Here is a 14,815-nt window from a genome sequence, read left to right as displayed (position 1 = left end):
GCCCAATTCAATCTGCAATATCTATTGGTTCACTTATGGTAGCAATCCACTCACTGATTCTGTTAACATGTTTTTTTAGTAGATTAAAATCAAAACTCCCTATGTTTATCTCATTACCAAAGGATTTAAATGTCTTTCCATTTATAGTTTCTTCTAAAAAACTTCTCGCTTTATAACTGACATCTTGTGATTCAGAATACGTAATTCCTGATAGTAATGTAACAATTCGACGCACTGGATGTTCTTCATGAACGCACGTTGCATTATTTGACTCCAGGAATTGTTTTAAAACACCTGGAAGCTGTTCCAGCTGGAACTTAACAACATCCTGATTTGATTTCAAATCTACTGCTACTTTATTTATTACATTTACTGCGACAACTTTATTTTCCTGAACAGGGTAATGACGACAGCTATGTATTAGAATCAAATTATCATTTAACTGTTTATATCTGCAGTATTGCGAGCTAACTGGGTTTTCATGGCTCATTCTTACGACTATGAGACGTTGCGCGAACTCTAAATGCTTTTTATCCTCTATCGCCAATCGATATGCTGCTTCAACATCTTTGAAAGCATATGCAGAAATATAATCCTTAATATTCATATCATCCTCCGACCAATCTAATTACCACTGCTGTATATATTATGCATTTGCATAATATATACTGATATCTATTTTTCACCTTATTTTTCGCGATATTATGTTCTCAAAATTTCAATTTATACATTTTATAAAATACCCACAAACATGCCTCGATTCAAAAAGCTAACGTCCTTGAAATCCCAAAATAGCATTGACGCAAGGATAACCCATGCGCTATAGTCGCTCTGCATCTGCAAATTCAGGTGCCGGGAATACCACCCCGCATGACGCAAGGCGCACAGCGCCCGATTAAAAAATTGCATGGCGCTTTTTTATTGCCTGCAATCTTCTATGACGGCCTGTGCGGGGCTGATTTCGATCAGGCCGGTTACTTGTGTCCGGTAGTGGTATCCCCGTACAGGTCGTCACCAACCGTATACCACCGGCGTGACGGCTCCTAATACACACAAGGAGTCTAGCAATGAAGAACCATATTTCATTCCATAACGCTCAGCTTGAAATTATTCACCGTGAGCAATCTATCTGGCTGAGGTCAACCCAAATTGGGTTAGCCTTGAAATACGCGAACCCCAAAACAGCAGTAACCAAAATTTTTAACAGAAACAAAGACGAATTTACAACTCAGATGACTGCGGTAATTAAGTTGCCTGACGCCAATGGCGATATGCAAAACACTCGCATCTTCTCCCTGCGCGGCGCTCACCTGATTGCGATGTTCGCCAACACGCCGATCGCCAAAGAGTTCCGTAAATGGGTATTGGATATCCTCGACAAAGAAACCAAGATCCCACAATACCAACCCCAAGCCGCCGAACTGTTCAACGATGATGATACTCGTTGCCTGACCCATCTGGTCTGGAGCATGGCGAACGGCTTCAACTTCGACCGGGCATGGAGGAGCGCCATATGGTACGCCCTGCGCCGCGTAACGGGCGTACCCTCCCCTCAACACTTTGAAGTCCGGCAACTCCCCCTGCTGGCCGAAGAGTGCCGCCGTATCTACAGCATTACCAACCAGCTTAAAGACATATCGTTATACACATCTTTCTAACGCACTGTTTAATCAATGAGTTACGGGTTTATCTCAGAGTGGCATTTTGAACCTCAAAAAGCCAATGGGATGGCTTGAATGCCTTAATTCACGGGGTTCTGAGCATCCTGTTCAAAAAATGGCCAAAAGATGTGTATAACGATATGGCTTAAAGAGGCCATCTTCGACGCCGAGAAGCAGACCATGCGCCGCATCCTGCGTCATCGTGAGGATGTAGTGGTCAACTAATATTGGCCACCGCATTAGACTGTATGTAGAACAGTCGCTCAGATTCGTTTGGAGTTAAGCCGCCGTTATACCAGTGAGGCCGGATAGCGCTGTAATACCCCGTGATGTAGCGGATAATCGCGTCCTGGGCTTCGCTGAAGCTGTTGTAACCCTTTGTCGGCACCCATTCTGTCTTCAGGCTGCGGAAGAACCGCTCCATTGGCGCATTATCCCAGCAGTTACCCCGCCGACTCATACTCTGCTTTATCCGGCAGCGCCACAGGGCTTGCCGGTATTGACGGCTGGTATAGTGGCTGCCCTGGTCGCTGTGGAACATGACTCCTGTTGGTTGTCCCCGGAGTTCCCAGGCCATCTGCAACGCTTTAACTGTCAGCGCCGAGTCCGGCGACGTCGACATGGCCCAGCCCACCGGTTTGCGGGCGAACAGGTCTAGCACCACCGCAAGGTAAGCCCAGCATTTGCCCGTCCAGATGTAGGTCACATCGCCGCACCAGACCTGATCCGGCGCGGTAACCGCGAACTGGCGGTTGAGATAGTTCGGTATTTCAACGTGTTCATTGCCGCCGCGTTTGTATTTGTGAGCCGGTCGCTGGCAGCTGGCGATACCCAGCTCCTTCATCAGCTTGCCAGCCAGCCAGCGCCCCATTTTGACACCAGAGCTGCCGGTGACGATGGTCGCGATACTTCGAGCGCCGGCAGAGCCACCGCTGGCGTTCCAGGCTTCCATGACGCGACTACACTTAACCACGCGCTCACCGTCGGGTTCATTAGCGGAAGCCTGCCAGTGCCTGTAGCTGCTGCGATGTACCTCAAAAGTTTGGCACAACGCCGTGACCGGGTATCGCGCCCTCAGCCTGTCGACTACCGTGAACCGTTGAGTGAGTCCGACATTAAGAGCGCCGTAGCCTTTTTTAGGATTTCGTTCTCCATTTCAAGGCATTGGACTTTTTTCTTCATCTCACGCAGCTCGAGCTGTTCAGGGGTAAGAGGAAGTCCCGTTGGCGTTTTTCCCTGTCGTTCAAGGCGAAGCTTATTGACCCAGCGACTAATGGCAGAATGGCTGACATTAACCGCCTCTGCGGCCTTAACGTATGTGTAGCCGTGGTCGACAACCAGCTTTGCGGCTTCGAGCTTAAATTCCGCCGTAAAATGTTTACCCATGAGGTCACCTGTCGTGTTGATGAGGTGAGCATATCACCTCCGATCAGGTGGCCAGTATCAGTGTGCCACTACACTCGAGGGATACGAGCAAGTTGCTGAACTCGCCTCGGAGTTGCCAAACACACGTCTGGTGTACTTAGCCGATCGCGAAGCGGATATCAAGGCGTTGATGCAGCTCGCTGATGACCTTGGCACTCCGGCTGACTGGTTGATCCGCTCGACTCATAATCGCAGTCTAGACTGTAATGAGAAGCTTTGGCAGAAGGTTGGAAAGACCGTGCCGGTGGGAGAAATCCAATTCGTTATGGCGGCTCGCGCGGGGCAGAAGGCGCGTACGGTGAAACAGGCGCTGCGCGTGAAGCGAGTGTCGCTGCGTTGCGGGTTGGCAGTGACTTGTGTGATAGCCAAGGAAATTGAGCCGCCAGCAGGCGTGAAGCCGGTCGAGTGGCGGTTGCTGAGCAATCGCGTACCTGAAGGACGAGAAGATATCGTGGAGCTGATCGACTGGTATCGGGCTAGATGGGAAATCGAGATGTTCTTCAATGTGCTGAAGAACGGCTGCTGTGTCGAAGCGTTACAGTTATCGACCGTGGATCGCATTGAGCGGGCATTGGCGCTGTTCATGATCGTGGCATGGCGCATCGCCTATTTAATGCGTATGGGACGAACCTGTCCAGAGCTGGACGCAATGTTGTTCTTTGATTCCGACGAGACTCATGGAGCTTACCTACTGATGAACAAGCGTATGCCCAAGGGCCGCCCTAAGCTAAACGAAGTATTGCGCTTAGTTGCGCAACTCGGAGGCTTTCTTGCTCGAAAAGGCGACGGTGAACCAGGCGCAAAAACTATCTGGAAAGGCTTGCAGAAAGTCATGACGGCCGCCGAAACGCTACGCGCGCTCAGGCACGAACAGAGATGTGTATAACGAGGTGCCCATAGCCCGTGTCATGGCATAGCTGCCTGCCGCCGTCGGGGTCGAGGCAAAGAGAAAAATGATCCCCAACTGCACACCGCGAAAGCCTACCAGCCAGCCACCGAGCGTCAGCAGGCCTGGCACCACCACCAGTTTGGCAACGGTGGAGAGCGCCGCGACGTTACTGGTGCGCAACATGGTTTTAAAATCAAGACTCGCCCCGGCACACAGCAATGCCAATGGCAGCGCCAGCCCGGAGATCTGCTGACCCGTTTGTCGCACCACGTCGGGCAGTGCCAAGCCAGACTGAGAATAGCCCACTCCCAGTAACAGCCCAATAATCAGCGGATTGGTCGCAATGCTGGTTAACAGCGCTTTCTTGCTGACGCGGCCGCCATCCTGCCCCCGCCGTATACTGCGCGTTAGGGTGATCACGGACAGCACGTTGAACAAGATAACAGTGACCGTCAGGTAGAGCGAGCCGACCGCAATCCCCTGCTCACCATAAGCGCGTACCGCAAACGCCAAACCCATAATGCCAGTGTTGGATCGAAAACCTCCCTGAACAAAAATACCGCGCTCACGGGGATCTTTCACCAGATAAACAGCCGCATACTCGAGCAATAAAAACGTGGTTACGGTACCTACGGCACCATAGAGGATCATCGGGAGATGCATGGCAATTGACTGTTGACTGGTCGCCACGCTGAAAAACAGCAGAAAGGGCAGCGCCAGATTAAACACCAACTTCATTGCCGAATCGCAAAAGGCGTCATCCAGCTGCCCCAAACGGCGCAGCCCCATGCCAATCAACAGGATTAACAAGTTAGGCATGGTGACATTAAAGGCAAAACTCCAGGTTTCCCAAGACATAACGTACACTTTCACACAGGGTTGACGGCCATTGCTGATTCAAAGGCCATAATAAAAATGGGGCGGATCATCGATTCCGCCCCATTCTAATTACTTGCCTTTCTTGATGTGCTGCATCAAGCGCTTACGCTTACGCAACTGATTGGGCGTGAGAGTATTGCGCTTCTCGGCAAAGGGGTTTTCCCCCTCTTTGAACTGAATGCGAATCGGCGTGCCCATCACGTTCAGCGAACGACGGTAGTAGTTCATCAGATAGCGTTTGTAGGAATCCGGCAGATCTTTAACCTGATTGCCGTGGATCACCACAATCGGCGGGTTGTACCCCCCGGCGTGAGCGTATTTCAGCTTCACGCGGCGGCCCTGAACCAGCGGCGGCTGGTGATCGTCAACGGCCATCTGCATGATACGCGTCAACAGTGAGGTGTTCACACGCTTGGTAGCGCAGGTATACGCTTCGTGCACCGACTCAAACAAGTTACCGACGCCGCTGCCATGCAGCGCAGAGATAAAATGCACGCGCGCAAAATCGATGAACCCGAGACGTAAGTCGAGCATGTCTTTCACCTGCTCTTTGATCTCTTGCGACAGCCCATCCCATTTGTTCACCGCGATAACCAGCGAACGTCCCGCATTAAGAATAAAGCCCAACAGCGAGAGATCCTGATCGGAAATGCCGTCGCGCGCATCGATAACCAGAAGTACCACGTTGGCATCTTCGATCGCTTGCAGCGTTTTGATCACCGAGAATTTTTCGACGGTTTCCTTGACCTTGCCACGTTTACGTACGCCAGCGGTGTCGATCAGCACATACTCGCGGCCATCGCGTTCCATCGGAATGTAAATGCTGTCGCGGGTGGTGCCCGGCATGTCATACACCACCACACGGTCTTCGCCCAGAATACGGTTGGTCAGGGTGGACTTGCCCACATTGGGGCGACCGACGATAGCCAGTTTAATGGGCATACTTTCCGGATCGAAGTCATCTTCGGTGTCCTCTGGCTCATCGCTATTTTCGCCTAACTGTTCCGCCCAATAGGCAGCGTTAGCCTCTTCTTCCGTCAGTTCAACCGGTTCATCTTCCTGCTTGGCGTAAGGCAGCAACACGTTTTCCAGCAACGAAGTAACACCGCGCCCGTGGGAAGCTGCCATGGGATAGACCTCACCCAGCCCCAGCGAATAGAAATCCGCCATTGCGATATCCGCATCCACGCCATCAATTTTGTTGGCGACCAGGAAGGTGACTTTCTCGCGTCTGCGCAAATGCTGTGCGATGCCCAGATCGGCAGGCATCAGGCCGGCGCGCGCATCTACCATAAACAGCACGATATCCGCTTCTTCAATGGCGAGCAGCGACTGCCCTGCCATACGGGTTTCCACGCCCTCTTCCGAACCGTCGATACCACCGGTATCAATGATCATGAACTCCTGCCCTTCCACTTCCGCCCAGCCGTATTTACGGTCACGCGTCAGCCCAGGAAAATCCGCCACCAGGGCGTCACGGGTACGCGTCAGGCGGTTAAACAGGGTAGATTTTCCCACATTCGGGCGCCCAACGAGCGCGACGACAGGTATCATTTCACAACCTCATTTATTATATTTCAATATGTTACAGAAAATCGACTCGCTGACATTTAAAAGACGAAACGGCCCCTGATGCATTCAGGAGCCGTTTCAAGGCTCACCCCGTCTGCGCGGTGCAGCCCAGATACATTCTGTTCTCTAGCGGATAAACGCGTATACGTCGCCGTTCTTGGACTGAATCAACAGCTTGTCGCTAGCCACCACCGGGTCGCTAAGGAAACCGGAACTGTCCACTTTATGCTGCGCCACGAAACGACCATCCGCAGTATTGATCCAGTGCAGATAACCTTCGGAGTCCCCCACCACCAGATAGCCATTATACAGCGCCGGTCCGGTCAGGTTACGGTGCAGCAGATCGCTTTGTCGCCACAGATTCACGCCGCCATTGGTGCTGAGAGCGACCACGCGATCGTTTTGATCCACGACGTAGATACGATCGCCATCGATGACAAAATCCTGCACGCTGCCCAGTTCGCGTTTCCACACGATCTGGCCAGAGCGCAGATGGAGCGCCGTCATGTTGCCGTTATAGCCGAGTGCATACACCAGCTCACCAGCCACCACCGGCGTCGTATCCACATCGTTCAAACGATCGATTTCGGTCGCACCGCTCGGTTGAGAAATGCGTTGCTGCCAAATCAGTTGCCCCTGGTTGATCAGCACTGCATTTACACGACCATTGTCACCGCCGACAATAGCAGCACCAAACGCGATTGCAGGCGCAGATTCACCGCGCAGCGACAGCGTCGGGATATCCAGGTTTACGGTCCATTTAATGGTACCGTCACTTTCATTTAGCGCTTGCAGCATACCGTTGCTAGTGTGCACCAGTACCACGCCATCACTCACCACCGGGCGTGATAATACTTCACCCGCTGCCGTGGCTTGCCATGCAAGGGTACCGTCTGCCGCATTAAGCGCAAACACCTCTGCGCGCTCACTGCCGACATAGACACGATCGCCAGAGACCGACACACCGCCGGAAAGCAGCGCGGATTCACGCGACGAGAGTAGCCCACGTTTGGTAGACAGATCGGCACGCCACAGCTCTTTGCCGTTTGCCAAGTCCATCGCCTTCACCAGACCTTTACGGTCGGCGGCAAAAACGCGATCGCCCTGCCAGGCTGGACGCAAATTGGAGTAGTGCCCGTCAAGGCCGCTCCCCACAGAACTGCTCCAAACTTTGGTTGGCGTAAACTGATTCTCAACCTTGGGCAGCGGCGACATAGTTACCGCGTCTTCTTCACCGCTAAACAGCGAACATCCGCTCAAAAAAGCCAGAGAAAGCATTCCAACCACAAGTGTTTTACGCAATTGCATGACGTTCCTCTTAGCCCGGCAGATTATTTAATTTCATACGCAGAAACGCCTGCAATGCCTGTGGCGGATTCGCCGCCACCCCTTTATCGTATGCCGCACGTGCAGCCGCATTATCGCCTTTGCTCACCAAGGCATCGCCGCGCACATCAGCCACCATGGCAGCCCATCCCGCCTGTGTGATGGTATCCAGCGTTTTCAATGCGTCATCGGCTTTACCCTGCTGCACCTGAACGCGCGCCAAACGCAGCGCGGTCAATGCTTGCAGATCGACATCTTTGGTTTGCGTCAACGCTGTGCGCAATTGGGTTTCCGCCTGAGCGAACTCCCCTTTATCGGCGTGATAGCGCGCCAGTTGCAAGGAAGACAACACGCCATAGCTGCTCTTATTCTCAGCCGAGAATTTTTCCGCCGCCGAAACGCCCGCCGCATCACCTTTCGCCAATGCTTCACTGGCCTGCTGGTAAGCCAACGAGGAAGACATGGCCCCTTCAGACTGATGATTCTGCCAGTAACGCCACCCGACCAGGGCACCGATACCGAGCACAATCCCCACCACCAACGCTTTACCGTTTTCAATCAAAAAGCGGCACAACGCATCAACTTGCTCATTCTCAGTGGTATAGACTTCCACGGTGTCTCTCTCCTCAACCCAGTAACGTTGCCAGACGCGCGGCAACGTCCGCCTGCGCCAATGTATCCTGCTCGCCGCTGCTCAGATTTTTCACCACTACCTGACCGGAAGCCACTTCGTTCTCGCCCAGCACCAGCGCAATACGAGCGCCCCATTTATCCGCGCGAGCAAACTGTTTCTTGAAATTTCCGCCGCCATAGTTGGTCATCAGTTTCAGCTCAGGCAGCGCATCACGCAGTGTTTCAGCCAGTTGCATGGCCGCTGACTGCGTGCCAACGCCAGAGGAAATCAGATACACCTCAACGCCAGGCAGTGCGGTGAAATCAGGGTTAACCGACTGCACTAACAGCACCAAACGCTCCAGCCCCATGGCAAAACCGACAGCAGGTGTGGCATGCCCACCGAGCTGTTCTACCATGCCGTCATAACGGCCGCCCGCGCACACCGTGCCCTGCGAACCCAGACTGGTGGTGACCCACTCGAACACCGTGCGGTTGTAATAATCCAGACCGCGCACCAACCGCGGATTCACCGTAAATGGGATACCCGCTTGCGTTAAAAGTTCACCCAGTTGCTCAAAGTGTTGGCGAGATTCGTCATCCAGATAGTCCGTCAACACCGGCGCATCATTGAGAAGTGCCTGCACCTGCGCGTTTTTGGAATCCAATACGCGCAGCGGGTTGGTGTACATGCGACGCAAGCAATCTTCATCCAACTGATCTTTGTGTTGTTCCAGAAACGCGATCAACGCATCACGGTAGCGCGCCCGCGCTTCCAACGAACCGATGGAGTTCAGTTCCAGCGCCACGTGTTCGGCGATACCCAGTTCGCGCCACCAGCGCGCACTGAGCAGGATCAGTTCGGCATCGATATCCGGTCCTTGCAGACCAAACACTTCACAGCCTAACTGATGGAATTGACGGTAGCGCCCTTTTTGCGGACGTTCGTGACGGAACATCGGCCCCATATACCACAGGCGCTGTTCCTGATTATAAAGGATACCGTGTTCAATACCGGCACGTACGCAGCCTGCGGTCCCTTCCGGGCGCAGTGAGAGGCTATCGCCGTTACGGTCGTCAAAGGTGTACATCTCTTTTTCAACCACATCGGTCACTTCGCCAATCGCCCGTTTAAACAACGGCGTCTGCTCAACGATGGGCAGACGGATTTCACTGTAACCGTAACTGCGGAGTACTTTTTTCAGGCTATCTTCGATACGCTGCCATAAGGCCGTTTCAGCAGGCAGATAATCATTCATGCCGCGTATGGCTTGGATATTTTTTGCCACGTCAGTTCTCTATGCGTTTTAAAATCGTTTTTCCAATGGACCCGATTATAGGGGGTTCAATGTGCTCTGTTCAAAGTTAAAGCCACCGCCGGGTTTAACAGTCACTGACGATGCGAGGCTGATTATTTGTCCACCACATTGACCGTGATGCGTTTATTTTCATCCAGCATAGCCGCTTTGGCGCGAATTTTCGCTTCCAGTTGGTCAATCATGTCGTCGTTGTCAAAGCGCTCTCTCTGGCGCACGCCATCTTCATAAAAGCCGCTTTTCTTGTTACCGCCGGTCACGCCCAGCGTTGAGACCAGCGCTTCGCCCGGCCCGTTGACCACGCAACCTATAATGGAAACGTCCATCGGCGTAATGATATCTTCCAGACGCTGTTCCAGCGCGTTGACCGTGCCGATAACATCGAATTCCTGGCGAGAGCAGGTAGGGCAAGCGATGAAATTGATACCACGCGCGCGAATACGCAGCGATTTCAGGATATCAAAGCCGACTTTGACTTCTTCAACCGGATCGGCCGCCAGCGAAATACGCAGCGTGTCGCCAATGCCTTCCGACAGCAGCAGCCCTAGGCCGATAGCCGATTTGACCGCACCGCTGCGTGCGCCGCCCGCTTCTGTAATCCCCAGATGCAGCGGCTGATCGATACGCGCCGCCAGTAAACGGTAAGATTGCACGGCCAGAAACACATCCGACGCTTTCACACTCACCTTGAAATGATCGAAGTTGAGGCGATCGAGGATGTCAACGTGACGCATTGCAGATTCCAACAGCGCTTCCGGCGTGGGTTCACCGTATTTTTCCTGAAGATCATTTTCCAGAGAACCGCCGTTGACCCCGATGCGAATCGGAATGTTTTTATCGCGCGCGCAATCGACCACCGAGCGAATACGCTCTTCGTTGCCGATATTGCCGGGATTGATACGCAGGCAGTCCACGCCGTATTCCGCCACTTTCAGCGCGATACGGTAGTCAAAGTGGATATCGGCCACCAGCGGAACGTTAACCTGCTGTTTGATCAGCTTAAACGCTTCCGCTGCGTCCATGGTAGGCACGGAGACGCGAACAATATCCACGCCAACCCGTTCAAGGGACTTGATCTGTTTTACTGTGGCGTCCACATCGGTGGTTCGGGTGTTAGTCATCGACTGCACGGCAATCGGCGCGCCGTCACCAACAGGCACCTTGCCGACGTAAATGCGCGTTGATTTGCGACGGACGATGGGTGCAGGGTTATGCATTACTTCTTCTCCACATTTACAGCATCACCGGCACCGGAAATTACTCCGCTGCCAGCGTCAGACGAGCAATCTGGTTGCTTCTTACAAACCGGCTCAAATCCACCGGTTTACCTTGATACTGAATTTGCACTGCTGCCGGTGCGCCGATCTTCAAGCGATAAGGCGCCTGACCGCTCAGGTTTAACACACTGCCGCTGCGCTGCACGCCGCTGTAGAGTTTTTTGCCTGCCGCATCGATCACTTCCAGCCAGCAATCGGCGCTGAAGGTCATGGCAATGGTATTGCCGTTGTCACTGACAGGCGTTGCGCTCTGTGAAGCAGCGGGCTCTGTAGCAGTAGAAGGGGGCGTGGTAACCGGTGCAACAGGCTGATGCCCATTACCCGCATGCGCTGGCGTCACCGGCGCACCCGTAGTCGTTGCTGCATTTGCAGCAGACGAATTCACCGACGCTGAATTCGCGGTGGTGTTTGCACCTTCCGGCGCGGCCGGCGCAATCTGCGTCAAATCGATAGCCTGTGAGCCGGTCGTGGCGAACGGAACCGCCGTTTGACTATCAGCCTCTTCCGGCGTGTTAGCCGCAGCATGATCGATCATAGAACTGATCTCTTGCTGCTGCACCTGATAATTCTGCCACCACCAGGCACCGGTTAACCCTAGCACGGTAAGCACCACCAGCCAGGTAAAAGTCATCAACCAGCCATCGCGTTTCTTACGGCTTTTTCCTAAGGCAAAGCCTTGCATTGACGCCACGTTGGCGATTCTCGGCACCACGTGTTTATCCAACGCAGGCAGCAGTTCGCTTTCCGGCAAATGCACCAGCTTGGCATAAGAGCGGATATAACCGCGCAAAAAGGTAGTTGCTAAATCAGGAGAGGTGCTGCCCTCTTCGATCTCTCGCACGGTGGTCACTTTGAGGCATAAACGTTCAGCGACAGTTTGCTGTGTCAATCCCATATGCTCACGCGCCTGACGCAGACGCTCGCCAGGAGTGGCAGGGGTGGTATTTTCTAGAGTGGCTTCAGTATTCATTAGCTAAGAACTGCTGGTACTGTTTAGAGTGTGGAAAACTTCGCGCCAGCCTGTCGCCATGATAGTTACGCTCATCATCACGGCCCGCCAACGCGGCGAAACGAATCTCTAACCACAGACTCTCAGCGCTGGCTGGAAGGCTATGGTGATAAATATCCAAAAGGCGCCTGGCTTCGTTAAAGTGTTGGGCAGTCAGTCGATGCCCCACTTCACTGAGCACCCTGTCGCCTTTTGTCGGGTCATAGTGTAGCGCCCGAACTAACAATGTGCGTGCCTCATCACATTTTCCCGCTTTGAAATGGCAGTATCCCGCGTTTTCCAAAGCCTGCGCAATTTCTCGATAATCAGGGTGTTGCGCCGCAGTGCTGAACTGTTTCTGCGCCGCTACATACTGCCCTAAACTACAGAGAAACGCACCGTAATTATTCATTACGCTGGCATTTTCCGGTGCCTGACGCAACGCGGTTTGATAACGCCGTTCTGCCGCACCGTATTCGTCAATGCGCTGTTCGTACAACGCCATACCCAGTTGGGTACGGTAATCGAGTGGAGCGGCCTCAACGGCACTCGACAAGTTGCGCCGCGCCGCGTCAAGATCGTCTCGTTTCAGGTATGCCATACCCAGTTGCAACCGCGTAGTGACCAACGCTTCGGTCGCCGACGGGCGCTGCACCTTGGCACACCCACTCAACAGTGGCACTACGATGCCGAGCGCGAATAAAACACGACGCTGTACATACTCTTGACGTTGTACATAATCTTGCTGAATACGAGGTGTCATCCTGACCCTCCGCTAAAAAACGGATTCCCTGTCCGCTCGCTGTCGCATCCCGCATTGTCGCTAACGCGGTAAACACCAGCACGTATTCAGCCAATACATGCTAGCTACGCGGACGCCATCATATGCCGATGAAAGGCGTTTAGCACCCTGATTCGATGCCAAATGCCATTTCGCCAAGCACATTAAGTCACATTAGACCGCTTTAACCTGAATTGGTTCACCCGCGCGTTTGGTGCGCAGCGTACGCTTGGTACGATCGACCACTTCGCCAGCCAATTGACCACACGCCGCATCAATATCGTCACCGCGCGTCTTACGCACAATGGTGGTAAAACCATACTCCATTAGCACCTTGGAGAAACGATCTACGCGGCTTTTGGAACTGCGACCATAGGACGCCCCCGGGAACGGGTTCCAGGGAATCAGGTTAATCTTGCAGGGGGTATCTTTTAAACACTCGGCAAGCTGATGCGCATGTTCGGTGCCATCATTGATGTGATCCAGCAGCACGTATTCCACCGTAACGCGCCCCTGATTGGCATTGGATTTCTCCAGATAGCGACGCACAGCGGCTAAAAAGGTCGCGATGTCATACTTTTTGTTGATGGGCATGATTTCATTACGGATATCATCCGTCGGCGCGTGCAGCGATATCGCCAAAGCAACATCGATCATATCACCCAATTTATCCAGCGCCGGTACTACACCAGAGGTAGAAAGCGTCACGCGGCGTTTGGATAAACCAAAACCGAAATCATCCAGCATGATCTCCATGGCGGGCACCACGTTGTTCAAGTTCAGCAACGGCTCACCCATGCCCATCATCACCACGTTAGTGATTGGGCGCTGACCGGTGACTTTCTGAGCACCGATGATTTTCGCGGCACGCCACACCTGGCCAATAATTTCCGATACGCGCAGGTTGCGGTTGAACCCCTGCTGCGCGGTCGAACAAAACTTGCATTCAAGGGCGCAGCCCACCTGCGAGGATACGCAGAGCGTGGCACGATCTTCTTCCGGGATGTACACGGTTTCGACCCGTTGCCCACCGACCAGTATCGCCCATTTGATGGTGCCATCAGAAGAACGTTGTTCAGCGACCACTTCCGGCGCACGGATCTCGGCGATCTGCTGTAACTTCTGACGCAGCACCTTGTTGATGTCCGTCATTTCGGCGAAATCATCGCTACAGTAGAGATACATCCACTTCATCACCTGATCAGCGCGGAAAGGCTTTTCACCAATTGAGGCAAAAAAAGCGCGCATTTGCTGGCGATTCAAATCCAACAGATTGATCTTTTCGCCGTCGGTTTTCACGACAGGTGCAGCATCGGTAGCAGTGGAGGAACAGGTGGCGGCAGACAGGGTGGTGCTTTCCGCTAAAGACGGAGATTGGGACATGCTCATAATGGTAACTCTTGGCCTCGTTATTACACGTTGTGGCGCGACAGATGACGATAATATGAATAAGAAACGCCCCGGACAAACAGTGCGTGCTCATCGGGGGCGCGGCATTGTACAAAGTTTAAAACAGCGATGCTACCGCCGTCGCGTTTTTTTACGCTTGATGCGAGAAAAACCGCCGCACCGGATTAACGCAGGCGCGGGCAGATCTCTTCAGCACTGAAGAAATAAGCGATCTCACGTGCAGCAGATTCCGGAGAATCGGAGCCGTGTACCGCATTTTCGGTAAAAGTGTCTGCGTAGTCAGCGCGCAGTGTACCTGCCAGCGCATTCGCCGGATTCGTCGCGCCCATGATTTCACGGTTGCGCTGAATGGCGTTTTCCCCTTCCAACACCTGCACCATGATCGGGCCAGAGGTCATGAAATCCACCAGGCCATCAAAAAACGGCTTGCCTTGGTGCTCGGCATAGAAACCTTCCGCCTGCGCACGGGTTAATTGCACCATTTTGGCAGCCACCAGCGTGAATCCGGCGCTTTCAAAACGCGCATAAATAGCACCGATGGCATTCTTGGCTACGGCATTGGGTTTTACGATGGAAAAGGTACGTTCTACCGTCATATTGACCTCATTATGTCACACACTAATAACGACCGGATGAAAAGAATTATCATACCAGTCAGTGAAAGTGGCGCCGATTATAG

Annotated in this window: 12 protein-coding genes and 2 pseudogenes; 2 read left to right on the top strand and 12 right to left on the bottom strand. The window is 53.1% G+C overall.

Going from position 1 to position 14,815, the window contains the following annotated elements; all coding sequences use genetic code 11:
• Positions 1-7: 7 nt before the first annotated feature.
• A complete protein-coding gene (locus ACWWJF_RS18205; protein ID WP_455870216.1) occupies positions 8-607 on the bottom strand; it encodes a hypothetical protein in 600 nt (199 codons plus the stop codon).
• A 460-nt stretch (positions 608-1,067) separates the two neighbouring features.
• On the opposite strand from ACWWJF_RS18205, the gene ACWWJF_RS18200 reads away from it, so the two are divergent.
• Positions 1,068-1,658, top strand: a complete 591-nt coding sequence (locus ACWWJF_RS18200; protein WP_455870215.1) for a BRO-N domain-containing protein — start codon at positions 1,068-1,070, stop codon at positions 1,656-1,658.
• Between the two features lie 220 nt (positions 1,659-1,878).
• On the opposite strand, the gene ACWWJF_RS18195 is transcribed toward ACWWJF_RS18200, so the two are convergent.
• Positions 1,879-3,047, bottom strand: a protein-coding gene (locus ACWWJF_RS18195; RefSeq protein WP_455868400.1) for an IS3 family transposase whose coding sequence is annotated in 2 segments (ribosomal slippage) — positions 1,879-2,792 and positions 2,792-3,047 — 1,170 coding nt in all. Because the reading frame shifts where the segments join, the coding sequence is not laid out codon by codon here.
• A gap of 76 nt (positions 3,048-3,123) precedes the next feature.
• Between ACWWJF_RS18195 and ACWWJF_RS18190 the strand changes: the two are divergent.
• Positions 3,124-3,972: pseudogene (locus tag ACWWJF_RS18190) on the top strand (IS4 family transposase); the annotation flags it as partial.
• 6 nt (positions 3,973-3,978) lie between these two features.
• Here ACWWJF_RS18190 and ACWWJF_RS18185 read toward each other — a convergent pair.
• The 10 genes and pseudogenes from ACWWJF_RS18185 to ndk all read right to left on the bottom strand — a co-directional run.
• Positions 3,979-4,833, bottom strand: a pseudogene (locus ACWWJF_RS18185) (AEC family transporter); the annotation flags it as partial.
• Positions 4,834-4,923: 90 nt separating this feature from the next.
• Positions 4,924-6,408, bottom strand: coding sequence for a ribosome biogenesis GTPase Der (gene der, locus ACWWJF_RS18180; RefSeq protein ID WP_455870214.1), 1,485 nt, complete (start codon positions 6,406-6,408; stop codon positions 4,924-4,926).
• 144 nt (positions 6,409-6,552) lie between these two features.
• Positions 6,553-7,734, bottom strand: a complete 1,182-nt coding sequence (gene bamB / locus ACWWJF_RS18175) for an outer membrane protein assembly factor BamB (RefSeq protein ID WP_455870213.1) — start codon at positions 7,732-7,734, stop codon at positions 6,553-6,555.
• Between the two features lie 10 nt (positions 7,735-7,744).
• A complete protein-coding gene (locus ACWWJF_RS18170; protein ID WP_455870212.1) occupies positions 7,745-8,365 on the bottom strand; it encodes a YfgM family protein in 621 nt (206 codons plus the stop codon).
• A 13-nt stretch (positions 8,366-8,378) separates the two neighbouring features.
• Positions 8,379-9,653, bottom strand: a complete 1,275-nt coding sequence (gene hisS / locus ACWWJF_RS18165; protein WP_455870211.1) for a histidine--tRNA ligase — start codon at positions 9,651-9,653, stop codon at positions 8,379-8,381.
• Between the two features lie 122 nt (positions 9,654-9,775).
• Positions 9,776-10,897, bottom strand: a complete 1,122-nt coding sequence (gene ispG / locus ACWWJF_RS18160; protein ID WP_455870210.1) for a flavodoxin-dependent (E)-4-hydroxy-3-methylbut-2-enyl-diphosphate synthase — start codon at positions 10,895-10,897, stop codon at positions 9,776-9,778.
• Between the two features lie 40 nt (positions 10,898-10,937).
• Positions 10,938-11,927, bottom strand: coding sequence for a cytoskeleton protein RodZ (gene rodZ / locus ACWWJF_RS18155; RefSeq protein WP_455870209.1), 990 nt, complete (start codon positions 11,925-11,927; stop codon positions 10,938-10,940).
• Positions 11,917-12,708: a type IV pilus biogenesis/stability protein PilW gene (gene pilW, locus ACWWJF_RS18150; RefSeq protein WP_455870208.1), complete on the bottom strand. Its 792-nt coding sequence runs from the start codon at positions 12,706-12,708 to the stop codon at positions 11,917-11,919. The genes rodZ and pilW overlap by 11 nt, the downstream gene beginning before the upstream one ends.
• Before the next feature lie 192 nt (positions 12,709-12,900).
• A complete protein-coding gene (locus tag ACWWJF_RS18145; RefSeq protein WP_455871161.1) occupies positions 12,901-14,109 on the bottom strand; it encodes a bifunctional tRNA (adenosine(37)-C2)-methyltransferase TrmG/ribosomal RNA large subunit methyltransferase RlmN in 1,209 nt (402 codons plus the stop codon).
• Positions 14,110-14,300: 191 nt separating this feature from the next.
• A complete protein-coding gene (gene ndk, locus ACWWJF_RS18140) occupies positions 14,301-14,732 on the bottom strand; it encodes a nucleoside-diphosphate kinase (protein WP_455870207.1) in 432 nt (143 codons plus the stop codon).
• Positions 14,733-14,815 lie beyond the last annotated feature (83 nt).

This window comes from Symbiopectobacterium sp. Eva_TO (genome assembly GCF_053848865.1).
This window is presented reverse-complemented; position numbering and strand designations above follow the sequence as displayed.